Source organism: Micromonospora sp. DT53, from assembly GCF_049841535.1.
Lineage (GTDB): Bacteria > Actinomycetota > Actinomycetes > Mycobacteriales > Micromonosporaceae > Micromonospora.
This window is the reverse complement of the sequence record NZ_JBNCKM010000001.1, coordinates 287224-308932: the sequence shown is the minus strand read 5'-3', so window position 1 is coordinate 308932 and position 21709 is coordinate 287224. Positions and strand designations below refer to the sequence as shown.

The following is a 21709-nucleotide window of genomic DNA, read 5'->3' as shown; positions in this document are numbered from 1 at the left end:
GGTGAAGGCTCTGCCCGGACTTATCTGCCAACGAGAGGCACGCCGCCGCCATATCTCGGAGCCTAGATCGCCGCACCTGTTGCTCGTGGCGATACGAGAAGCCCTCTCATTGGCCAGATCCGGGGGCCGGGACGGCGTGCTCGGCGGCGCGGCTGACCTGCTCCCAGCCCGCCCAGGTGTCCATCCGCCGGCGGGCGATGTCGAAGGCCAGGTCGTAGACCATGCTGCCGAGCAGGAGCCGCAGCGGCGGGTCGTCGCTGTCGACCAGTTGCAGCAGCGCCTCGGCGGCCAGTCGGGGCTCGCTGTCGATCGAGCCTTCCGCCCACTGCCGCTCCAGCTCGGCGCGCAGTGGCGCGTAGGCGTCCATCGGGGTGGTGGCGCGCACGCTTGTGTAGAGGTCGGTCCAGTAGCCGCCCGGCTGCACGATGCTGACCGTGATGTCGAAGGCCGCCGCCTCCATCGCCAGGGCCTCACTCATGCCCTCCAGGGCGAACTTGCTCGCACTGTAGAGGCCGGTGCTCGCAAAGCCGCCGAGTGCGGCGATGCTGGAGACCTGCACGATGTGCCCGGACCGCTGGGCACGTAGGTGCGGCAGCACGGCCTGACTGGCCCAGAGCGCGCCGAAGAGGTTGACCTCGAACTGGGCCCGCGCCTCGGCCTCGGTGAACTCTTCGATCATGCCCATGGACAGGGTGCCGGCATTGTTGACCACGATGTCGAGCTGGCCGAAGTGCTCGACGGCGACTTTCACGGCCGCGATGACCGCCGCCCGGTCGGTCACGTCGAGGGTCAGGGTCAGCAGCCGGTCGGCGTACTTCTCGTCGAAGTCGGCAGTGGCGATGGTCCGGGCGGCGGCGACCACCCGGTCACCGCGGTCGAGTGCGGCGTCGGCGAAGCCGCGGCCCAGGCCGCGGCTGGCGCCGGTGATGAACCAGGTACGCATTGCGGGTCTCCCACCATTACTGAGACGAGACGGTTCGTCTCGCGATGAGGCCGAGAGTAGGCCGGGCCCACGCCGCCGTCAAGACGAGACGGTTCGTCTCGCTCGCTGGTATCGTTCCGCCCATGACGCCCAACACAGCCCGTCGGCGAGAGACCTCCCGACGCGCCATCCTCACCGCGGCCTTCGACCTGCTCCAGGAACTGGGGTACGCGAAGCTCAGCATCGAGGGCATCGCCGCGCGGGCCGGCGTCGGCAAACAGACCATCTACCGCTGGTGGCCGTCGAAGGGCGCGGTCATCTTCGACGCCTTCCTCATGCTCAGCGAGGCCACCGAGGGTGGGCCGCCGACGCTGCCGGACACCGGCGACCTGGCGGCGGACCTGACCCTCGTGCTGCGCGCGACGGTCGAGGAGATGAACGATCCCCGGTACGAGCAACCGATGCGCGCGCTGGCCACCGAGATCGCGCTCGACCCCGAGCTGGCGGCGGCGTACGCCGAACGGTTGGACGGCCCGCTGAAGGAGGCCAAGCGGCAGCGCCTGCGCAATGCCCAGCGGGCGGGTCAGATCGCCGAGGACGTCGACCTGGACGTGGCGGTGGACATGATCTGGGGGCCGATCCTCAACCGCTGGCTGCAACGCAACGGGCCGCTCACCGTCGAGTACGCCGACCTCGTCGTCGCCACCGCCCTCAACGGACTGCGCCCCCGCCGATCCGTTGAGTGAACCGACGCCGCGGCTTGTGGTCTGTCAGGCGAACGGCTGCTCGGCGAAGCTGATCCCGGCGCGCTCGGCGGGGGTGAGGATCTGCCGGGGGACATGCTGCGGCGGCATCCGAAGGAACTGGGTGTAGCCGACGGCTCGGAGGCGGAGGTCGAAGTTCTGACCCTCGATGTGCCACAACGGTTCCGGGTTGCTGTCCGGGGATTCGAGTCGGTGCAGGTCGGCGATCTCCATGACATCGTGAAGCGGGCCCAGCTTGCCGTCGATGTCCCACGCACCTTCGAACACGAGCGTCGCGGGCGCGATCCAGAAGGTGAAATGCGGGTCCTCTCCCGCAGGTTGCACCCACCGCACGATGTAGTCGAGGTCCAGCAGGATCCTGGCGGGCGGAAGGGAGTCGTCCGCGCCGATGCTCAGAGCATGGATCCGGCAGTCATGCCATCCCATGGTCGGGAAGTCGGCGTCGGTCCAGGTCGCCTTGGACAATCCCGACGGGGCATGCGGCAAGCTGATCATCGGATCAGTATCCGGGACGACCCGCTCGCGTCGGTGACCGCCAGACGCCAACCCGCGCCGCCCACGGTGGCCCGCATGAGCGCACCGGCCCTTCGCTGATGAAGCGCCGCCGCGTCAGTCGGTGCGGCGCTTGGAGTCGAGCCATTCAGCCTCGTTCCACATCACCGCAGTTGCGCCGACAGGCTCGAACCGGATACGCGGATCATTGCTCTGCACCAGGCACATCAGGCGGCGACCGACGAGGGCGGCGCTGCGCGACTGGTCAGCCATGATGTCGAGCACGACCTGAGCCGCGCGGGGGCAGCAGGCGGCGAAGCTGTCGTAGCCGCTGAACACCAGCGCCAAGCCGGTGGTGTCCGGCGCCCAGCCGTAGCCCTGAGAAACGACGTCTCGCATGCAGTCGTTGAGGGCGTCGAGGTTGTGCCCGTAGTAGGCGGGAAAGTTCAGCGCGGCGGCGATGTCGCGGCGGAGGTCACGCTCAGTGGCCCAGTGTGAGGCGTCCATGCGGGTGACCTGGTAGCCGCGTGTGGTCAACCAGGCGGCGGTCTCGCCCAGGATCGTTGAGCGCCAGAACAGGGTCACCGAGGTATTGATCAGCAGACGGAAGTCGAGTTCCTGCCCGAGCTCGGTCGCGGGGTCAAGGGCCGCCATGGCTCACGAGGCTAATGCCAACTCCTCAACCGCACAGACCGCCGAGTACGCCGACCTCGTCGTCGCCACCGATTGCGCCCCCGCCAGAGTACGAACTGCGTGATGATGCTGCTGAACTGGCGTGGATCGGCCTGGCGATCAGCGAGCGCGGCAAGTGGGATGGTGAGCAGGTCGCCGTCGATCTGGATCTCGTCCAGGTCGCCGCGGCGCTGCGAGCTGCTCGTTAGTCAGGCGGCTCGGGCGGCGGGTCGGCCCCAGCGGCATTGCCGTTCGCTGCGGACTCGGGCCCGTTCGCGGCGTTGAGCGGCCAGGACGTCCGGGTGGCGGGCATTGGCGTTACGCGTCTTGGTCCGCCGAAAGGTGATGGCGTGCCGATACAAGATCTGCCGCAGCCGATCGCGCCCAATCTGGATCGGGCGACTCGCCGGCTGGCGAGGTAGCCGGCAAGCTTGCGGATACTCCATCGGGTGAAGGCCAGCGGTGTGTCATACAAGACCGAGAACCTTGTTGGTCACGGCACTAGCCCTGCCAGCCCTGGCGCGCCGTGCAGATCACGTAGCCCTTGGGGTCACGCCACGGCCCCACGTCGGAGGCGAACCGGGCGCGTACCTTCGCGCCGATGGCTCGCGTCAACTCCGGGCGGAGAGCCGAGTCGGGCTCGACGCCGTAGAACGACAGTTGGGCCACCGCGAACGCGATGACCGGCTCCGGACGGTCGAAGACGAGAGCGTTGTCGTATCGGTGTACTGCGACCGCCCCGAAGGTCGACTCGATCATCTCGGGCAGGTTGTCGCCGTGGACTCGCGAGTTGGGCACAATCGGGATGTCGATCCCCGCCGACGAAACCACCTCAGCGACGAGCGCGGACACACGAGGTGTCGCGCCGGGGCGGTTGACCACGGCTGCGAAGACTCCCTCCGACCTCAGCACCCGCCGGCACTCGGCCAACGCCCGCCTCACATCCGGAACGTGGTAGAGCATGTGGCGCGCCGTGACGACGTCGAAGGCCGCCGCGTCGTACGGCAGGTCCATCGCGTTGCCGAGGTGCGCCGACACTCCTGCGACGTCATGAAGCGCGTGTACGGCCGCGGGTGAGGTGTCCAGCCCCACGAGCCGGCCGCGATGGCCCCGCTCCGCGAGGTTGCGGAGAAAGCCCCGGTGCCGCACCCGACATCGAGCAGATCCGCGTCGCTGGACAGCGACACCGCCTGCTGCACCGTCTTCTCGACGTCGTCCGGGAACTCGCTGTAGCGCTGATGGGTCTGGATCCGCGTGGCCAGCGGCTCCAGTGAGAGGTACTCCTGCACGTCGGAGATGGAGGACTCCATATCGTGCCCCTTTCCTCGGTTGTGACCTGGTTCGACTTCTCAGGGCATGCCCGCGTAGCGGAGTGGAAGCTGAGGTCGTGGCCGACGCCAGGTGACGTAGGCCATGATGCCGAAGGCGATCAGAAGTACCACCGCGATGACGATGATGAACCACCCCGATCGATCGCCGACCTCGCGCACCCTGGCGCAGGGGTCGCTCTTGGCGTAGTGGACGCGGATGCGTTCGCCGATGGTCACGGACCGGTTAGCACTGACTGCCGCGCGGAAGCGTGCTTCACAGACCTCGCCACGGCTCGTACTGAACTGAACTGTCACGAAAGTTCGGCCCCCTCGATGTTCGACGTCCAACACCTCGGCCTCTGCCTCCGATCCGCGGCGCTCGTCCACGGCTGACCAGATGGCAAGCGTCGTAAGCGTCATCATGAAGACGAGACAGAACGCAGAGAACACCCGCAGGAAGGTTCGGCTGGGCCGTCGACGGTTCATGGCCGGAACCGTAGAAGGAAGCCGCAACGCGGCTGGTGCCACTCTGTCGGATCGGCCGGCGGTTCCTCGCCAGGCTAAGCAAGCGGTCCGACTCGCCGAGCGCGCCGACCTGGTCGCCATCACCGCCCTCAACGGACTGCGCCCCGCCAATCCGGCGAGTGACGAACGGTGGGACGGCTTTGCGCTGCCCCAGCGCGGTGCGGCAACATCAGGCGCCGTGACGGCACCAGGCACGGCCCCCGACAACGACACCCCGCCCGGCGACAAGGGCACGTTCCGGTCGGGTCGGCGGCGCAGACACTGGTGGGCCGGTGCCGGGGTCACCGCCCTGGCCGTCGTACTCGGCATCACCCTCGCCGTCCGCGGCGGCGCCACCCCCGCCTGCGCCGCGCCGCCCGCGGGCAACGCCGTCCACAAGGGAAAGGCCAGCTTCTACGACGCGGGCCGCTCCGGCGGCAACTGCTCCTTCCCGGGCCCTCCGGCGGATCGGCTCTACGTGGCCCTCGGCTCCTCCCAGTACGCCGGATCGGCGGCCTGCGGCAGCTACCTGGAGGTGAGCGGCCCGAAGGGCAAGGTCCGGGTCATGGTGATGGACCAGTGCGGCGGCTGCGGAACCAGCAAGATCGACCTTTCCACCGAGGCGTTCACCAAGATCGCCGACCGGTCGCAGGGCATCGCCCCCGTGACGTACCGGGCGGTGGTGAACCCGCCGCTCGACGGAGGGCTCACCTTCCGGATGAAGGGCGGCGCCTCGAAGTACTGGTTCGCGGTGCAGGTCGGCAACCACGGCAACCCGCTCCGCTCGGTCGAGGCGAAGGGCCCGGGCGGCGGCTTCCGCAAGGCCGCCCGGCAGAGCGACAACCACTGGACCATCGAGGGCGGGATCGGCCCCGGGCCATACAGCATCAGGGTCACCGACGTGTACGGACGCCAGGCGACCGCCACTGGCATTCGCATGGTCACCAAGCAGGTGCAACGCAGCACGGCCACCCTCGCCAGCGCCTCCCCCACGCCCAGCAGTTCACCCGCGGCCCCGCCGAGCCCCACTGTCGCGCCTTCACCGACCCCTGCGGAGTCGGTCGCACCGACGGCGACTGTCGAAGCGCTGGCCGGGGCGGCCGCTCCCCTGGACCGCCCCCGCTGCTGACCGAGCCGCAGCGACGGCAGGCGGTGACCGGAGGCGGCGACCCTGGGCACAATGCCCGAGTGGAGGGCTGGATCGAAGAGCTGTGGCTGGTCGCGATCGTCGAGGAGGTGCCCGACGACGAGGTAAGACGATGGTGGAACGGCAAGGAGACGGAGTTCTTGGACCGCCTTGCGGAGTCGGCGCCCGGATTTCGTCTGGGGACGATCCTGACCACGGTCGACGAACCGCAACTCGGCAGCCCCACCCGCCGGGTCTTCGACCTGATGTTCCTGCGCGGCACCTGCCCGGAGGACTTTCATGCCGACCCCTCAGCGCCCTACGTCTTGCCGCTGCTCGACGCCGACCTTCACTCGGCGCTGCCTGCGGCGTTCTTACCGCAGCCTGGTGACCATCCGCTGACGGAGGCCGCCCCGATCGGCGGGCTGATCGAATTTCTCGACCGGCACAAGGGCGCGCGGTTGACGACGCATTCGCCGACGGAAGCAGCACGCGTGTCAGTCAGTGCCAAACTGCTGGCCGCCTGCGACTCCTCAGGGTGCGCCAACGACGGCCGTAGCGGCACCGCCTCCGTTAACTAGGGTCATGGGCATGAGCGACCCGATCGAGCTGCTACTCGACCCCGCAACGGCCGAGGATCTTCGCGATGCGCTGTACAACTTGGGCGAGCACCAAGCCGCAGGCAGGCCGATCCCGTACATGGGCACAGAGACCAGCGAACGGCTCGGCGCGCTCCTGCGGGACCTGGATATCCGATTGGGCGGCACAGGCAGGTTCGCTTAGCCCGAGTACCCGCAACATGGTGCGGTCAGTGCCCGTCACGCTGGGCTGCCAGGGCGACGGCCAACGTGGCGTCCACGACGGTGAGTGACGCCATCGCAATCGCTCCCGCTCGTGCGCGACGGTTGCCGTCCGCGCGGCTGGCCTCCGCTGCGTAGCAGCCGGTCAGCACGAGATTCAACGCCGCCCGCGCCGCCACCCATGGCCAACGGGGACGCCCGACCAGGACGCCAGAACCGACGACGAGATCCGTCATCCCGACCGCTCGGGCCAGCGCGGGCCGGTCACCCAGCCCGAGAGCTACCGCGCTGCGTCGCGGCATGACCGTCAACACCACGCCGAAGCCGAGCGTCACAAGACCGACCGCGTCCGCCAACCTGTCCGTGCGCCGTCGAGTCATGCGGCAGATCATCGCAGGCGGATCGACCGAGGAGGATGGCGTGGAGAGCGAATCTGGGTTGCGGCAGGACAGGTAGCGGCCGAGCATCCTCGTGTGGATGCTGTGGTGCAGTGGGTTCGCACGTCATGGACCAAGCGTTCGCGCGGTGGAGCCGAGGCAAGCCGGCGTAACGCCGTACCGGTGTCCTTCGTCCTGCCGGCGCGGGCCGCGCCGCTCACCCACGAGGTGGACATGGCGGAGGCCGATGGGTTCGAGCCTCGCGAGGGCCTGCAACGCGTGTCGTACCGGAGCGAGGTGCGTCTCCGGCCGGTGGACGGCCAACTCCGGGTTGAGCTGGTCGCGTCGGCCCGGGGTAGGCCACGCCGTCACCGCCGGCCGCCCGCAGTGCGGCTCGCCTACGGCGAATGGCTGCGCTGGCAGATCAACTACCGCTTCACCCGGACGACCGATGGGGCCTGGCTGTACCGCTTGGACACCCTCAACCTGGCACACGGCACAGTTCCGGCCGACACCTTCCTCGGCGAACCGCCTCGATTCATCGACGAGCGCGCGCTTATCTGGTAACCCATCAGTGGCACCACCACATCCGCAGGAGTACGGTCCGGTGACGGCGCCAGCGTCTCAATGTTGCCAGTTCGCGCACCTACTACTAGTCGCAGGCGGCACGCCGTTCCTGGTGCACAACTGCCCCGGAGGTCAACGACTTGAGTGGCTACTTCCGGCCCACCGGCGGACTTTCAGAGCTCGGCATGGGGGCGTTCCGTGAAGCAGGCACTGACGCGTTCCTGAGCTCTTGGCGGGACGGCGACTGGCTGAGGCAGTTGGGTCCCGACCAATGACCGTGCCAACATTCGGCGAGGTGCACCGGATCGACTCGGCCGCGGAGATGCGGGATCTGATCCGGCGGGGCGACCTTCCCGACGACCCGCATTGGTGGTCAACGGTAATCTCGGTCGGTCAGTCCGCGCTGGTGGGCGCGGAATCGGGGCGGGTGGACGCAGACGAGTGGGCGTCTGTGCTGGTGGAGTCCCTGGACGTCGCCGCTGTGCGGGCGCTCGGAGTGGGCGAGACCGTCTTTCGGCGGATGATTGCCTGCATCGCGGCAATGCACTACTTCGGCGAGTGCGCCGGGGACCCGGTGCGCGACCCGGAGCTGGTGTTCCGCCACTTCACCGCATCTCTCGGCGGCTCGCCGGAGGTTTATTTCCAGCGTTACCGCGATACCTTCGCCAGCGCACTGAGGGAGAACAAGCGGGTGCGGGCCGGCGAGGGCGGCGACCTGCGGGCGGTATCCGCCGCGCGGAGCTGGCTGGACGGCACCCGGGGGGCGCTGACTCAGATGTGCCGGGAACTGGCGTCGCGCCTCGCCGAGGAGCCGCGAGCGGGAGGGCTGGAGCGGACCGGGGAGGAGCGAGGCGTCAGCCTCCGGGACGAAGCCGCCCTGTGGTGTGCGCTGCTGCCGCAGATCGAGGGCGTTCGCAGCGCCGCAAGAGTTCCGCAGGGAACCGAGTAGGGCGTTCCCGCTTCATGCTCCCGTGAGGTTCTGCCTTCGGGACCTGGGTGATAACCGCGGCGAAAGAGAGAAGGGACACCCTCCGAGGCCCGTTGACATGCGTTTCCGGTGAGTGACAGCGTTGTCATCGACTCATTTCCTCCATATGAGACGAGGAGCGCATCTTGCTCTATCGGAACTCACAGCGCCGCCGCGCGACAGCGGCCGCCGCGACCGGCATCCTCATCACGGGGCTGGCACTCGCCCCGTCCGCGCCGGCCCAGGCCAGCCACCACCGGGCGCAAGACGGAGCCGTACGGTCGGGCGACGCACGGTTCGAGGTGCTGTCCCCGACCCTGATCCGCACCGAGTACCAGAAGGACGGCAGGTTCACCGACGCCGCCACGTTCAACGCCATCGGGCGCGATGATTTCCCCCGTACGCGTTTCACCAAGCACGTCGAGCACGGCTGGCTCACCATCGACACCGGCGAGATGACGTTGCGTTATCGGGTCGGCTCGGGCGCGTTCACCGCCGACAACCTCACCGTGCAGCTCAAGGCCGGCAAGCAGACCGTGCAGGGCCAACCGTGGGCCGGTCACACCGCCCCGGCCTGCGCGTTCGGCGCGCTCTGCGAGGCCGAGTCGCTGCAGCTGAACGGTCCCGGCGTGGCCACCGACCACCAGGGATTCACCGGACGCGGGTTCGCGGCCGGTTTCTCCGCGTCCGGCGACTCGGTCAGGTTCGCGCTCGACGCGCCAAACGGCGGAACGAAACAGCTCACCGTCCGCTACGCCAACAGCACCGGCGGCGACGGTCAGAACGTGGACCGCACTCTGACCGTTCAGGTCGACGGGGATGCCGGCCACACGCTGACGCTGCCGCCGACCGCGAACTGGGACACCTGGAGGCTGGCCAACGTGCCGGTCGACCTCGCCGCCGGCCGACACGAGATCAGCGTCGTACGGGGTCCCAACGACTCCGGCAACGTGAACGTCGACAGTCTCGCGGTGGTCAACCCGGGTGCCGAGTTCCCGGCCCCGGCCACACCCCAGCCGCAGCCGATACGGTTCGGCACGCTGGGAGAGGCCGAGACCGGCGCGCTGACCGGCGGCGCGAGGCCCGCGAACGACCACAACGGCGCTTCCGGTACGGGATTCCTGGCCGGCCTGGAGAGCACCACCTCGGCCGACGCGCTCACCGTGACCGATGTTCCGTCGGCAGGTGACTACCGGGTGCAGATCCGCTACGCCAACGGTCAGGCCGGTGCCCAGCCGAGCCAGACGCGCACCATGTCGGTCACGGCCGGAACCGCGCCACCTGTCACGGCGACCCTCCCGCCGACCAGCGGGTGGGACTACTGGAACACCGTCTCCGTCCCGGTCCACCTCAACCGCGGCACCAACACCGTGACGCTGGGCTGCCCCACGGACGCCAGCTGCAACGTCAACGTCGACACGGTCGCCGTCACGAGCAAGGGCTCCCCGCTGCTCGCCCCGCACGCGCCGCTCGGCGGCTACCGCCGGGGCCTGGACGGCGTGACAGGTTCCGCGCTCACCGCCCCGGGCCTGCTCTACCAGGACGGTTGGTACCTGCTCGACGACTCGGCCTCGGCCCTGAGCACCACCAAGCCCCGGCCCGCCGCCGAGCAGGACGGCTACGTCTTCGCGTACGGGCAGGACTTCACCCGTGCCCTGAAGGACCTGTCGACCCTGACCGGGCCCACGAAGCTGCTGCCCAAGTGGGCGTACGGGGTGTGGTACTCCGAGTACTACGACCGCACCGCCACCGAGTTCCAGAACCTGGTGACCCGGGCCAAGACCGAGGGTGTGCCACTGGACGTGCTCGTCCTCGACACCGACGTCAAGGCGCCGGACAAGTGGAACGGCTGGAGCATCGACCCCACCCGGATCCCCGACCCGAAGGCGTTCTTCGACTGGGCCAAGAAGCAGGGCCTGCACACCGGCCTCAACATCCACCCGAGCATCCTCGGCTCGGACCCGAAGTTCGCGCAGGCGCAGGCCACCGCGAAGGGCAAGCTCCAGCGCGTCGGCTGCAACGGCGGCGCCGACTGCTACGCGTTCGACTTCGGCGACCCGGACCAGCTCAAGGCGTACATGCAGCTCCACGACGGGATGATCCCGAAGGGCAGCAAGGGCCCGGACCTCTGGTGGCTGGACTGGTGCTGCGACAACACCAAGTCCTCCCTCGCCGGGGTGACCGCTGACGCGTGGATCAACAAGCAGTACGCCGACAAGACCGGCTTCGCCTTCTCCCGGGCGTACGGCTCGTTGCAGGCCGGCGGCTACAGCAGCCCGACCCCGGTGTCGACCGGCCCGTGGGCCGACAAGCGCACCACCCTGCACTTCACCGGCGACACCACCTCCGACTGGTCGACTCTGCAGATGGAGGTCGGCTACACGCCCGGCGAGTCGGCCGCGACCGGGCTGGCCGCGGTCAGCCACGACATCGGCGGGCACACCGGCGGCCTCCAAGAGCCGGGCACCGAACCAGGCAGCACCAAGCTGCCCGACGACCTCTACGCCCGGTGGGTGCAGTTCGGCACGTTCCAACCGATCGACCGGCTGCACTCCAACCACAGCGACCGGCTGCCCTGGCAGTACGGCCCGGCGGCGAACGCGTCGGCCAAGAAGTTCCTGAACCTGCGGGAGAAGCTGCTGCCGTACACCTACGCCGCCGCCAAGGAGGCCACCCGCACGGGTACGCCGATCGTCCGCTCGATGTACCTGGCGTACCCAAATGAGCAGGCCGCCTACGCCACCGCCGGTTCCCAGTACCTCTACGGCCCGGACTACCTGGTGGCACCCGTGACGACGCCAGGCAACACCGCCACCGCCTCGGTGTGGTTCCCGCCGGGCAACAGCTGGACCGACATCTTCACCGGGAAGACGTACCGGGGCGGCACCACGCAGAACATCACCACCACGCTGGACACCATGCCGGTGTTCAAGAAGCACTGACGGTCCAGGGTTCTGGACACCGGCCGGGTGGGGCAACCCACCCGGCCGGTTCGTCTACCGGCTATCGGTTTGACCGGCGGGCCAGGGACAACCAGCCGAGGAACCTGGCGTGCATGGCGGCCAGGTCTGGGCGCAGCCCCAGGCCGTACACGTCGTCGATCGCCTCCTGCATCGACGCGGCCAGGTAGAACGCCAGCGCGATCGAATGACCGTAGAACTCGGTTATGAGGGCGAGCTGCGCCGGGCCGCACGGCCAGGGCGCGGCACAGTTTCGGCACAGCCACGCCGGGCGCATCGGCAGGTGCGGGCGAGGGCGGGCGATCATCCGACCCGCACCGGACGCCGCCGGCGTTTGGCTTTGCTGGTCGGTTTGACGGGCAGGGCTTCCAACCGCACGCCCGCACGCATCACGAACAACTCGCGCCGCGCCACCGCGTCGCCCGCCGCGTTCAGCTGGTAACCCTCAATCCAGACCCACCCGTCGTACGTGTGCCGCTCGGGCAACTCGCGGATGACGCGCACGAAGATCGGGCGCAGGAACTGCACGCTCGCCGCGGTGGTCAAGAGGATCACGTCACCGGCCTTCATCTTCCCGATCGTCTCGGGCTTGTCGTCGGGCACGGTCTCCCCCTTGGGGCCGTTGGGAAGGGGCCACTCCCGTGAGTGCTCGCCCGCCGGGAGCGGCCCCGCTACGAACGCGACCGTCGGATCTCGTGGGCCTGCCAGCCGCGCCGCCTGGTGACACTCTGCTGTGGAGACCATTACGCTCGGAAGGTGTTCCAGGTGTCGGGGCCGGAGCTGGCAGAACAGGCTCCAGACGTGGGACACCTCGGGTAGTCGATCTCCGATTTGAGGAGCCTTGAATGGCTGACGTGCCGAGCCCTCTCGCGGACTTCATCGTGAGCGAGATCCGCCGCGCTCGTGGAGCGTCCGGGATGACGCAAGAGTCGTTCGGTCGGGCAGCCGGCTTCAGCGCCTCACACGTCAGCGCCGTAGAGAGTGGCACCCGAGCGCTGACTATGGACTTCATCCGGGGAGCGGACCGCGCCTTCAACAACGACGGGTTGTTCGGACGCCTGGTGGTGAAACTCGGCGCACCGTCGTGGTTCCTGCCGTGGCTGGATGCCGAGCGCGGCGCCCGGCAGCTTCGTCTCTTCGAGCCACTACTGATCCCGGGCCTACTCCAGACCGAGAACTACGCCCGCGTCGTGATGCGCTTGAACGACCTCATGTCCGCCACCGAGGTCGACCAGCAGGTTAGCGCCCGCATGAGCCGACACAAGATCCTCACCGGTGACAGTCCGCCGCAGGTGGTGGCCGTGCTGGATGAATCCACGCTCCGCCGCGCGGGCGACGAATACGCCGGCATCATGGCCGAGCAGGTCGCCCACCTCATCACCGTCGCCGAGTTGCCCCACGTGCACGTCCACGTGATCCCGGCGGGTGCCGGCCTCCACATCGGGTTGTCCGGGCCGTTCGCGCTGGCGCGGGCCGGTGACGGGGCCTGGGTCGGGCACCTCGAAAATCAGCTGGGCGGGATCGTGGTCGACAACGAAGATGGGCTACATACTCTTCAAACGAGGTGGGAGAACGTGAGGAACGAAGCACTCCCGCGCCGACAGTCCAACGAGCTGATGAAGGAAGTGCACAGCCATCATGGACCTCACTAACGCCACCTGGCGCAAGTCCCGGCGCAGCGGATCGTCCGGAGGCAACTGCGTCGAGGTAGCTGACAACCTGCCCGGCGTCGTCGGCGTCCGGGACAGCAAGGACCCTGCCGGCCCGGCCCTGACCTTCGGTCCCGCAGCTTGGCGGTCGTTCGTCGCTCAGGTCGCCGCGCGGCGGTGACCGACGCCAGTCGGGCGGAAGCCATGGGGCGGCCCGAAGCGCCGAATTCGCCAGCCTCCGGAACGAGGCTCTACCTCGCCGGCAGTCCATCGACCTGCCAAGGAAGTTGAGAGCCATCATGGACCTCAGTAACGCCCGGTGGCGCAAGTCCACCCGCAGCGGCGCGAGCGGCGGCAACTGCGTCGAGGTGGCGAGCAACATGCCCAATATCGTGGCCGTGCGTGATTCGAAGAATGCTGACGGACCTACATTGACCTTCACCCCAGCAGCCTGGGCGGTGTTCCTTGCCCGGGTTTCCGAGCGGCTGTAACCCGACGCCCAGCCACCTGAAAGCGCCCGTCCCCGACGCCGGGGCCTGTCCAGCCTGATGTTGTGGCACCCCGGATCACCTTGCCCCTGTCCGGGAAGCCTGGAAGGTCTACGGCTGCCCGACGAGGAGATCCGCCCCAACTCCCGCCACCAACCGACCTCGTCTCCCCGTTGGGGTTAGCGGACACGATGCACGTCGAGGGGCAGCACTCCTGGCCAACGCGATTTACCTCCGCAGGATGAACTCGTCAGCACCTTGGTGGGGCATTCCTCTCGTCTCTGGCTTTTTCGCTTTCTTCGGAGTGCTGCTAGCGCAAACCGTGACACTTTACATAGAGCGAAAGAAGAGATCGAGAGAGAATGAGCGCCGGTGGGATGCTGAGCGACGGACCACATATGCCGCGTTCCTCCGTGCAGTCTGGGCCGAACAGATGCGGCACGGAGGTCGGCCAGGGTCGACCATCGATCCGGTACTAATGCACGCCTACTATGAACTCGTTATTTTGGCCAGCCAGAAAGTTGGGATTGCCGCTATGGAAATCCTCAATGCGATAGTTCCTGACAGGGATCCGGAAACGCCTTCCAACAAGACCCGCCAAGACCTCGCAGTTGCTACGACATCGTTCCTCTTCGCAGTCCGCAAGGAACTGGACATGCCATCGAGCGAGGCCCAGGCACGCATGTTCCCCAAGGGCTAGCGACTAGCTCTGCTTCTGTCTGCCTGCAAGGGAATGGTTCGCTCGTCAGGATTTCGAATGCCGGTCGGAGAATTCAATACTCTGTAGGCCATGAGTGCGCTTGGAGGCGCGCAGCTCCGTCGATGTCGGGGTTCTGTCAGGCCCAATCTCGCCCGGCTTGCGCCCACGCGTTCCGATCTACTGGCTGAGGGCCCTGCTGCAGCCAAGTGAGGATGCGCCCAGCCTGTTCCTGCGGTGTTCCGAAGGACGACTCCACGCGGAGAGCTTGGTCGGAGTAGGGGAAGGCGTCGGCGCGTTCGCGGACGAGATCCTCGTCGAGATCCGTGGCCTGACGCCGCGCTCGGAACCTGGTCACTGCGTCGTCAGAAGCCACGAAGAACTCAACGATCCATAGCGGCGCAGGGGAGCCGGCTAACGCTTTCAGCAAGCTGCCACGCTGATCACGACGCGCATAGGTGCATTCAAGGAACACAGTCTGTCCCCGATCGACGAGCATCCGAGCCAGAAGATGCGCGCCGTCGTAGGCCCCCATGCGGTCGTCGCGGTTCCTGTCGGACGCAGGGAAGAGAAGGTCGAACAGAGCGTCGACCTCCAAGTGCCTCCGTCCGGGCTGAGAGACCATCGCCTTGACGACCGTGCTTTTACCCGAGCACGGAGGGCCTGAGAAAACGACGATCCCATTGCTGGTCATATCTGCTGGCAGGTGGTCGTCGGCCACAACTGGAACCTCCGAACGGACCATGGGGTCGAAGTGTCGAGAGCCTACCCGGTGACGACCGCCCGGCGGCCGCCCCGCCGAGGCGTCGCAGATCACCTGGCGGACGCGTGTCGCACATCAGCCGACGGAGGACGCAGTCGGCTGCCGGCGATGTCGGGTCTCAGTACCTGCGTGACAGATCGGTCTCGGGACGTGGGTGACACGTCCGGCTAGACGGTCATCAGTTGGGCAGTGGACAGGGGTCGGCCGTAGCGGCCGGTCGATTCAGGCTCTGCCTCGTATGGGCATCAGCAGGTCGATCCGGTCGTGGCGGCGGTAGTACTCGATGCTGGGGCGAGTGTCGTCTCGGTCTGCCGAGCGACGCAACTGTTCGAAGGTCGGGGTGAGCAGGGCGTAGGCGGCGGGTTGGGGACCTCGCACGGTCGCGCTCAGGTATTGGCCTCCTGGAACGACGCCTGATTGGAGGCCGAGTTGGTGAGGGTCGTCGCCAGATCGGACCTGGACGCAGCAGCGGTAGATGCCCGAGTCGTCGAACACGCCGAGGAATTTGCGTCCGCGTAGTGACCCGAGCAGGGTCTCCAGGTGGTCCCAGGCTGGCCCGATCTCGTCGGACCCGTCCTTGGCGGCCACGAACATGACCGGCGCCTCGGTGCGCTCGACTCGCCTGAGCGGTAGTTCCATCTGCGGCTTCTCTCTGGCATGGAGGTGCGGGTTGCATAGACGCTACTCAGGCCCTCTGAGACGGGGTGTCCCGCGAATCAAATCTCTGTGCTCCGGCCGGCGCTTCCACGCCGTGGAGGTTCCGATTTGCGGACCTTGAACCTGGCGATGGCCTTGGTGGTGGTGCGAGGGACTTCGAGGAGGAGTTGGTCGCCGTCGTGGACGCGGAAGGTGGTGTCGGCGGCTTCGACGGTGAGGGTTGCTCCGGCGTGGGCGTTGCCGACGTGGATGCGTTGACCGGCGATCACGAGGGCTCCGCGGCAGCTGACCCGCCGTTCCACCCGCACGGCTTGCCGCTGGCTCATCCCGTCGCGGCACCCAGCTCCACGGCCAGGACGTACCCGACCCTCCCCCGCAGCCGCCGGCTCCTGCCCGGAGCCCTCACGCGCCGACCCCGTAAAGGCCCACGATGGAGCAGCATGGGCAACCCGAAGCGAGGCCAACTGAGCCAGCGCTCAGGGCGTCTCCAGGGCGTCAGGGCGTCGTCAGGGCGTCAAACGCCGCCCAATGTTGACCATGAAAGACCATCGACACCCGAACATAGAACCAGCTCAGAGCCTTGATCACGGCTCTGAGCTGGTGGGCGACGGACGAGTCGACCTGTACGCCGGATTCTGTGCGCGGCGCGTACCCCGAGGGGTTTGCGCCGGCGGCGGCCATCCATCTCGGCCTGCCGTTGCCGGCAGGCTCCAGCGGCCTACCCGCAGACATCGGGCGGGCAGCCCTCAAGCGTCTGCGCCGGGTCGTCATCTTGCGGTGACGGCCCTTGCTTGGCCTTGCTCCGGGTGGGGTTTACCGAGCCACCCCGGTCACCCGGGGTGCTGGTGGGCTCTTACCCCACCGTTTCACCCTTACCGTCCCCGTTGGGGTCGGCGGTCTGTTTTCTGTGGCACTTTCCCGCGGGTCGCCCCGGGTTGCCGTTAACAACCACCCTGCCCTGTGGAGTCCGGACGTTCCTCGGCGGCGGGCCGAAGCCCGCCGACGCGGCCGCCCGGTCGACTCGTCCGTCGCGCTCTCATCCTAACGACGAGCGTGCTGCCGGTATTGCCGCCCCGCCCGCGCAAGATCGCGCAGCTCAAGAACGATCCGGCGAATGCGTGCCGTAGGGCAACGGCTAGCCTCGTGGGGCTATGGATCTCTCCCACGCCGCGCTGCTGCTCGCCGCCGGTCTCGCCGCTGGCACTGTCAACGCGGTGGCCGGTGGTGGTTCGCTGATCACCTTCCCGGCGATGATCGCGATCGGGTTGCCCCCGGTGCCGGCGAACGTCAGCAACTCCGTCGCCGTCTTCCCCGGGTACCTGGCCAGCGTGGCGGGCAGCCGGCAGGACCTGCCGCGTCCCCGCGCGCTGGCCACGCTGGTGCCCACCACCATCGCGGGCACGATTCTCGGTGCGTTGCTGCTGCTCGCCACTCCGGCCCGCGCGTTCGAGCTGGTCGTACCGTTTCTGGTCCTCGGCGCGACAGCGGTCCTGGCGTTCCAGGATCCGCTGCGCCGGCTGGTCGGTCACCCCCAGGACCTGTCGCCACGCAGGCGGACGGTGGCGGTGCAGACGATGGTCGCCCTCGGTGCGGTGTACGGCGGTTACTTCGGTGCGGCGCTCGGGGTGATGCTGGTGGCCGGGCTGGCCCTGGTGCTGGACGCGACCCTGGCCCGGGTGAGCGCGATCAAGAATCTGCTGTCGGCGGTGGTGGGGTTCACGACGCTCGTGGTGTTCGCCCTGTTCGGCCCCTTGAACTGGGCGGCGGTCGCGGTGGTCGCGCCCGCCACCCTGATTGGGGGGTACGCGGGCGCCCGGCTCGTCCGCCGGCTGCCGCCGGTGGTGCTCAAGACGGTGATCGTGGTGTTCGGTACGACGATCGGCCTCTACCTGCTCTGGCGCGCCCTGAACTGACGGGCGCCCGAGGCCAAGATCCGCGCAACTTCAGGGAAAGTGCTGCCTCAACCAACGGCGAGGCAGCAGTTTCCCCGAAACTGCGCGGATCTTGGGAGCAGGGGGCCGTGGTCAGTAGGCCTCGCCTACCGGTTCCTCGGCGGTGTGTTCGGTCTCCGCGGCGGCACGGTTCCAGCGGGACCAGAGCACCCGCTCGCCGTAACCGGCGGCCATCAGGTGCGCGAAGGCCAAGTAGACGAGCACACCGACGGCGAGCACCCCGAAGCCGACCCAGAACGGCAGCGCCAACGACTGCTCGGCGAGCTTGCCGGAGATGATCGGTGCCGGCGCGGCGGCGCCCCAGCGGACCAGGTTGAATGCGCCGGTGGCGACGCGCCGATCGCTGGAGCCGAGGCCGAGCGCCAGGTCGGTGAGGTTGGCGTTGGCCAGGCCCATGCAGAGTCCGGCGAGCACCAGCACCACGAGCGCCTCGGCGGTGCTGGTGGAGGTGGCGAAGAGGACCATGCAGATCAGCAGCCCGGCGATGGCCACGCCGACGGTCTGTACCGCGCCGATGCGGTGGGCCAGCCGGTGACCGATCACCATGATGCCGGCGGCCAGGCCGAGCCCCCAGCCGGTGAAGGCGAGCCCCAGCGGGATGACGTCCAGGCCGAGGAAGAGCGGCGTGTAGCCGAGCACCACGAAGAACACGAAGTTGTACGCGGCGGTGACCGCGCAGAGGGCGATGAACGCCGGCCGGCGGTAGGTGGCGAGGATCTGGCCGACGCGTACCGGTGCCTGGCGGTTGGTGGGCTCGCGGAGTTTGCGGGACGCCACGCCCAGGGCGAGGACCATGAAGACGCCGCAGACGAAGAACGGCAGCCGCCAGCTCACCTCGCCGAGCAGGCCACCGATCAGTGGTCCGACGGCGAAGCCGAGCCCCAGGGCGGTCTCGAAGAGACCCACCACCCATTCTCGGTCGACGGCCAGGTTGACGAGCACCACCATGGCGGTGGCGAAGAACATCGCGTTGCCCAACCCCCAGACGCCGCGCAGCACGGACAGCTGCACGATGTTGTCGCTGAACGAGGCGAGGATCGCGGCGAGGCCGACCACGGAGACGCCGGTGATGAGCACCGGCTTGAAGCCGAACCGGCCGCTGGCCAGCGTCGCCGGGATCATCCCCAGGGCCATGACCGCGATGTACGCGGTGAACAGCAGCTCGACCTGCCAGGCGGTGACGCCGATCGCCTCGCCGATGGCGGGCAGGATCGGGTCGACGACGGCGATGCCGGCGATGGCGAGGAAGGCCACCAGCGTGGTGGCGTAGATGGCACTGCGGTTCGGTTCGGAACGCCGATCCACTCCGACTCCTCAGATAGCTGTATCGTACAGGTACTTATTCTGTATCATACAGCTATGAGCGACGACCATGACGAGAGCACCCTCGGCCGGATCGAGACCGAGGTGGCCCTGCTGATGCGCTTCGGCGAGGCCACCCGGCGGGCCACCGGCACCGCCGAGCACCGGGTGCTGGACCGCGCGGCGTACGTCATCCTGCGGCACCTGGCCGACGCCGGCCCGCAGAACGTCTCGGCACTCGCCGCCCGACTCAACCTGGACGGCTCGACAGTCACCCGGCAGGTGTCCGCGCTTCAACGGGACGGCCTGATCACCCGCACCCCGGACCCGTCCGACGGCCGCGGCACCGTCATCTCCCCCACCCCGGCCGGCCTCCAGCGGATGGCTGCCGTCCAGGCCGCTCGCACCCGGCTCTACGGCGACATGCTTGCCGACTGGAGCACCGAGGACCGTTCCACCCTGGCAGCCCTCCTAGGCCGCCTCAACCAGGCCCTGATAAACCGCAACCGCCCCCGCTAACCCGCCACCCTTACGCCCTCCCGCCCTCCGAGCCCCCAGCCTCACCCCGGCCCCACCCGCCCCGCCCTCAGCCCCAACCCCAGCCTCTCTCGTCGATCATGGACTTATGGTGGGGGACAATCGACGTGAATGAGAACGAACCGGGCACCACAACTCCATGATCGACGTGGAAGACGTGGAAGACGTGGAAGACGTGGAAGACGTGGAAGACGTGGAAGACGTGGGCGCGGGAGGGCACGGGCGCGAGACAACGGCGCAGAGCACAGATACGCCCGGGCACCGACTTACGTCGGCGCCCGGGCGTACCCGGGGTCAGGCGACCGGTTCGCGGGCCGAGTCGGCGTCGCGATCGGTGCCCGGGGTGACCCGGGGGTCGCCCTCGTCGGCGAAGTAGTCGTCCGGCTCGGTGCCGTCGACTCCTTCCTCGACCTTCGCGGCTCGCACCGCCAGCGTCACCAGCGCCGCGACGGCCAGGTTGACGGCCACCGCCACGATGCCGACGTAGATCGTCCGGGTGGTGTCGAAGCCGAACTCCGACAGCGGGAACGCCGAGCCACCGAAATGCTTCTTCGTCGGGCTGGCCACCTGGTAGAGCATCCACATGCCCAACCCCATGCCGACCGCCCAGCCGACGATGAGGCCGGTGCGGTGGAACCAGCGGGTGTAGAGGCCCAGCGCCACCGCCGGCAACGTCTGCAGGATGATCACGCCACCGATCAGCTGGAGGTCGATGGAGAACTGCGGGTCGAGGAACACGATGCAGGCCACCGCGCCGACCTTGACCACCAGCGAGGTGATCTTCGAGACGTTCGCCTCCTGGGCCGGGGAGGCGTCCCGCTTCAGGTACTCCTTGTAGATGTTGCGGGTGAACAGGTTCGCCGCCGCGATCGACATGATCGCTGCGGGCACCAGTGCGCCGATGCCGATCGCCGCGTACGCGACACCGGCGAACCAGTCCGGGAACTGCTGGTCGAACAGCACAGGCACGACCGTGTTCACGTCCGCGCTGCCGGGCTTCGACCCCGGCAGCGGCTTCACTCCGGACGCGATGGCCATGTAGCCGAGCAGCGCGATCAATCCGAGGATCAGACTGTACGCCGGCAGCGCCGACATGTTCCGCTTGATCACGTCCCGGTTCTTGCTGGCCAGCACGCCGGTGATGCTGTGCGGGTAGAGGAACAGCGCCAGGGCCGAGCCGAGCGCCAGGGTGACGTACTGGAGCTGGTTGTTGGCGTTGAGCAGGATGCCGTCGTTCGGATTCTGCGCCGTGGCCTGGAACTTCGCCTCGGCGGCGTCGAAGATGCTGCCCCAGCCGCCCAGCTTCTGCGGTAGCCAGATCACCGCGACCAGGATCACCACGTAGATCAGGGCGTCCTTGACGAACGCGATAAGCGCGGGCGCGCGCAGCCCCGACTGGTACGTGTACGCCGCCAGGATCGCGAACGCGATGATGATCGGCAGGTGTCGGGCCAGCGTGCTCTCGCCGGTCACCCCCATCGTCTTGAGCACCGCCTCGATGCCGACCAGCTGCAAGGCGATGTACGGCATGGTGGCGACGATGCCGGTGATCGCGACGAGCAGCGCCAGCACCGGCGAGTCGAACCGGCTGCGGACGAAGTCCGCCGGGGTGACGAAGCCGTGCCGGTGCGACACCGACCAGAGCCGCACCAGCACCAGGAAGACCAGCGGGTAGATGACGATGGTGTACGGCACCGCGAAGAAGCCCATCGCGCCCGCGCCGAACACCAATGCCGGCACCGCCACGAAGGTGTACGCGGTGTAGAGGTCACCGCCGATCAGGAACCAGGTGATCCAGCCGCCGAAGCTGCGCCCGCCCAGCCCCCACTCGTCCAGGTGCGCCATGTCCTTCGGTGCACGCCAGCGGGCGGCCACGAAGCCCATCGCGCTGACCAGCAGGAACAACAGGGAGAAGACGATGATCTCGGTGAGATGGTCACGCCACATCAGGAATCACCCCGCTTCTTCGTCATCTGGTAGACCAACGTGGTGGTGCCGACGCCGAGCAGGATGAAGGCCAGTTGCAGCCAGTAGAAGCGCGGGAAGCCGAAGACCCGGGGCGAGTCGCCATTGAAGAAGACCGGGATCAGCGGCACCACGATGGGGATGAAGAGCAACCAGTTCCAGGGGCTGTGGTCCTTCGCCCTGGTCGGCGCCGTCGTGGGCGCCTCCGGTTCGGGTGCAGCCATCTGACACACCTCCG

At 68.1% G+C, this 21709-nt stretch carries 27 protein-coding genes, 1 other RNA gene and 1 pseudogene; 13 read left to right on the top strand and 16 right to left on the bottom strand.

The annotated features are described in order from the left end of the window. Positions 1-106: 106 nt before the first annotated feature. A complete protein-coding gene (locus tag ACLQ3B_RS01610; RefSeq protein WP_425776686.1) occupies positions 107-943 on the bottom strand; it encodes an SDR family oxidoreductase in 837 nt (278 codons plus the stop codon). 122 nt (positions 944-1065) lie between these two features. Here ACLQ3B_RS01610 and ACLQ3B_RS01605 point away from each other — a divergent pair, with 122 nt between their 5' ends. Next, positions 1066-1668, top strand: coding sequence for a TetR/AcrR family transcriptional regulator (locus tag ACLQ3B_RS01605; protein ID WP_425776685.1), 603 nt, complete (start codon positions 1066-1068; stop codon positions 1666-1668). A 24-nt stretch (positions 1669-1692) separates the two neighbouring features. Here ACLQ3B_RS01605 and ACLQ3B_RS01600 read toward each other — a convergent pair whose 3' ends face one another. The 5 genes and pseudogenes from ACLQ3B_RS01600 to ACLQ3B_RS01580 all read right to left on the bottom strand — a co-directional run bounded on the left by ACLQ3B_RS01600 (position 1693) and on the right by ACLQ3B_RS01580 (position 4646). Then, positions 1693-2181, bottom strand: coding sequence for a hypothetical protein (locus ACLQ3B_RS01600; RefSeq protein WP_425776684.1), 489 nt, complete (start codon positions 2179-2181; stop codon positions 1693-1695). 114 nt (positions 2182-2295) lie between these two features. Then, positions 2296-2832 (bottom strand): barstar family protein, encoded by a 537-nt coding sequence (locus tag ACLQ3B_RS01595; RefSeq protein ID WP_425776682.1) that lies wholly within the window; start codon positions 2830-2832, stop codon positions 2296-2298. A 227-nt stretch (positions 2833-3059) separates the two neighbouring features. Beyond that, positions 3060-3173 (bottom strand): annotated as a pseudogene (locus tag ACLQ3B_RS01590) (integrase); the annotation flags it as partial. Between the two features lie 178 nt (positions 3174-3351). Further along, positions 3352-3999, bottom strand: coding sequence for a class I SAM-dependent methyltransferase (locus ACLQ3B_RS01585; RefSeq protein WP_425776680.1), 648 nt, complete (start codon positions 3997-3999; stop codon positions 3352-3354). Between the two features lie 200 nt (positions 4000-4199). Beyond that, positions 4200-4646: a hypothetical protein gene (locus ACLQ3B_RS01580; protein ID WP_425776679.1), complete on the bottom strand. Its 447-nt coding sequence runs from the start codon at positions 4644-4646 to the stop codon at positions 4200-4202. A 217-nt stretch (positions 4647-4863) separates the two neighbouring features. Here ACLQ3B_RS01580 and ACLQ3B_RS01575 point away from each other — a divergent pair, with 217 nt between their 5' ends. From ACLQ3B_RS01575 to ACLQ3B_RS01565, 3 genes are read left to right on the top strand one after another with little or no spacing between them, the layout of a single operon-like run. Then, a complete protein-coding gene (locus tag ACLQ3B_RS01575) occupies positions 4864-5793 on the top strand; it encodes an expansin EXLX1 family cellulose-binding protein (RefSeq protein ID WP_425776677.1) in 930 nt (309 codons plus the stop codon). Between the two features lie 59 nt (positions 5794-5852). Beyond that, entirely contained in the window at positions 5853-6371 is a 519-nt protein-coding gene (locus ACLQ3B_RS01570) for a hypothetical protein (RefSeq protein WP_425776675.1), read from the top strand. A 10-nt stretch (positions 6372-6381) separates the two neighbouring features. Further along, the gene (locus ACLQ3B_RS01565) at positions 6382-6573 is read left to right on the top strand and encodes a hypothetical protein (RefSeq protein WP_425776673.1); all 192 of its coding nucleotides are present in this window, start codon (positions 6382-6384) and stop codon (positions 6571-6573) included. Positions 6574-6598: 25 nt separating this feature from the next. Here the strand turns inward: ACLQ3B_RS01565 and ACLQ3B_RS01560 are convergent, their stop codons facing one another. Then, positions 6599-6970 carry a hypothetical protein gene (locus ACLQ3B_RS01560; RefSeq protein WP_425776671.1) on the bottom strand — a complete coding sequence of 124 codons (372 nt, stop codon included), beginning with the start codon at positions 6968-6970 and terminating at the stop codon, positions 6599-6601. Positions 6971-7150: 180 nt separating this feature from the next. On the opposite strand from ACLQ3B_RS01560, the gene ACLQ3B_RS01555 reads away from it, so the two are divergent. The 3 genes from ACLQ3B_RS01555 (at position 7151) to ACLQ3B_RS01545 (ending at position 11443) form a co-directional block, all read left to right on the top strand. Beyond that, positions 7151-7534, top strand: a complete 384-nt coding sequence (locus ACLQ3B_RS01555) for a hypothetical protein (protein ID WP_425776669.1) — start codon at positions 7151-7153, stop codon at positions 7532-7534. A gap of 295 nt (positions 7535-7829) precedes the next feature. Next, positions 7830-8483, top strand: a complete 654-nt coding sequence (locus tag ACLQ3B_RS01550; protein ID WP_425776667.1) for a hypothetical protein — start codon at positions 7830-7832, stop codon at positions 8481-8483. Between the two features lie 164 nt (positions 8484-8647). Beyond that, on the top strand, positions 8648-11443 hold the full coding sequence (locus ACLQ3B_RS01545; protein WP_425776665.1) for a TIM-barrel domain-containing protein: 2796 nt from the start codon (positions 8648-8650) through the stop codon (positions 11441-11443). A gap of 61 nt (positions 11444-11504) precedes the next feature. Here ACLQ3B_RS01545 and ACLQ3B_RS01540 read toward each other — a convergent pair whose 3' ends face one another. Together ACLQ3B_RS01540 and ACLQ3B_RS01535 are read right to left on the bottom strand one after the other, a co-directional pair. Next, positions 11505-11768 carry a hypothetical protein gene (locus tag ACLQ3B_RS01540; protein WP_425776663.1) on the bottom strand — a complete coding sequence of 88 codons (264 nt, stop codon included), beginning with the start codon at positions 11766-11768 and terminating at the stop codon, positions 11505-11507. Continuing rightward, the gene (locus ACLQ3B_RS01535) at positions 11765-12031 is read right to left on the bottom strand and encodes a hypothetical protein (protein WP_425777998.1); all 267 of its coding nucleotides are present in this window, start codon (positions 12029-12031) and stop codon (positions 11765-11767) included. The genes ACLQ3B_RS01540 and ACLQ3B_RS01535 overlap by 4 nt, the downstream gene beginning before the upstream one ends. A 275-nt stretch (positions 12032-12306) precedes the next feature. Between ACLQ3B_RS01535 and ACLQ3B_RS01530 the strand changes: the two genes are divergently transcribed. From ACLQ3B_RS01530 to ACLQ3B_RS01515, 4 genes are all read left to right on the top strand, one after another. After that, positions 12307-13113, top strand: a complete 807-nt coding sequence (locus tag ACLQ3B_RS01530) for a helix-turn-helix domain-containing protein (RefSeq protein ID WP_425776661.1) — start codon at positions 12307-12309, stop codon at positions 13111-13113. Continuing rightward, positions 13100-13291: a DUF397 domain-containing protein gene (locus tag ACLQ3B_RS01525; protein WP_425776659.1), complete on the top strand. Its 192-nt coding sequence runs from the start codon at positions 13100-13102 to the stop codon at positions 13289-13291. The genes ACLQ3B_RS01530 and ACLQ3B_RS01525 overlap by 14 nt, the downstream gene beginning before the upstream one ends. A gap of 118 nt (positions 13292-13409) precedes the next feature. Next, positions 13410-13601, top strand: coding sequence for a DUF397 domain-containing protein (locus tag ACLQ3B_RS01520; RefSeq protein ID WP_425776657.1), 192 nt, complete (start codon positions 13410-13412; stop codon positions 13599-13601). A gap of 475 nt (positions 13602-14076) precedes the next feature. After that, positions 14077-14298 carry a hypothetical protein gene (locus tag ACLQ3B_RS01515; RefSeq protein WP_425776655.1) on the top strand — a complete coding sequence of 74 codons (222 nt, stop codon included), beginning with the start codon at positions 14077-14079 and terminating at the stop codon, positions 14296-14298. A gap of 136 nt (positions 14299-14434) precedes the next feature. Here ACLQ3B_RS01515 and ACLQ3B_RS01510 read toward each other — a convergent pair whose 3' ends face one another. The 4 genes from ACLQ3B_RS01510 to rnpB form a co-directional block, all read right to left on the bottom strand. Then, positions 14435-15016, bottom strand: coding sequence for an AAA family ATPase (locus ACLQ3B_RS01510; RefSeq protein WP_425776653.1), 582 nt, complete (start codon positions 15014-15016; stop codon positions 14435-14437). A 264-nt stretch (positions 15017-15280) separates the two neighbouring features. After that, complete coding sequence (locus ACLQ3B_RS01505) at positions 15281-15697, bottom strand: hypothetical protein (RefSeq protein WP_425776651.1); 417 nt, start codon at positions 15695-15697, stop codon at positions 15281-15283. 77 nt (positions 15698-15774) lie between these two features. Continuing rightward, positions 15775-15984 carry a hypothetical protein gene (locus ACLQ3B_RS01500; protein WP_425776649.1) on the bottom strand — a complete coding sequence of 70 codons (210 nt, stop codon included), beginning with the start codon at positions 15982-15984 and terminating at the stop codon, positions 15775-15777. A gap of 339 nt (positions 15985-16323) precedes the next feature. Next, positions 16324-16739, bottom strand: an RNA gene (rnpB, locus tag ACLQ3B_RS01495) — RNase P RNA component class A. 127 nt (positions 16740-16866) lie between these two features. Between rnpB and ACLQ3B_RS01490 the strand changes: the two genes are divergently transcribed. Continuing rightward, positions 16867-17628, top strand: coding sequence for a sulfite exporter TauE/SafE family protein (locus ACLQ3B_RS01490; protein WP_425776648.1), 762 nt, complete (start codon positions 16867-16869; stop codon positions 17626-17628). 111 nt (positions 17629-17739) lie between these two features. On the opposite strand, the gene ACLQ3B_RS01485 is transcribed toward ACLQ3B_RS01490, so the two are convergent. Next, positions 17740-18972 carry an MFS transporter gene (locus ACLQ3B_RS01485; RefSeq protein ID WP_425776647.1) on the bottom strand — a complete coding sequence of 411 codons (1233 nt, stop codon included), beginning with the start codon at positions 18970-18972 and terminating at the stop codon, positions 17740-17742. A 54-nt stretch (positions 18973-19026) separates the two neighbouring features. On the opposite strand from ACLQ3B_RS01485, the gene ACLQ3B_RS01480 reads away from it, so the two are divergent. Beyond that, entirely contained in the window at positions 19027-19488 is a 462-nt protein-coding gene (locus ACLQ3B_RS01480; RefSeq protein ID WP_425776645.1) for a MarR family winged helix-turn-helix transcriptional regulator, read from the top strand. A 312-nt stretch (positions 19489-19800) separates the two neighbouring features. Here ACLQ3B_RS01480 and mctP read toward each other — a convergent pair whose 3' ends face one another. Next, positions 19801-21453 carry a monocarboxylate uptake permease MctP gene (mctP, locus tag ACLQ3B_RS01475; RefSeq protein WP_425776643.1) on the bottom strand — a complete coding sequence of 551 codons (1653 nt, stop codon included), beginning with the start codon at positions 21451-21453 and terminating at the stop codon, positions 19801-19803. After that, a complete protein-coding gene (locus tag ACLQ3B_RS01470) occupies positions 21453-21695 on the bottom strand; it encodes a DUF3311 domain-containing protein (protein ID WP_124822819.1) in 243 nt (80 codons plus the stop codon). Before ACLQ3B_RS01470 ends, mctP begins: the two co-directional genes overlap by 1 nt. Positions 21696-21709 lie beyond the last annotated feature (14 nt).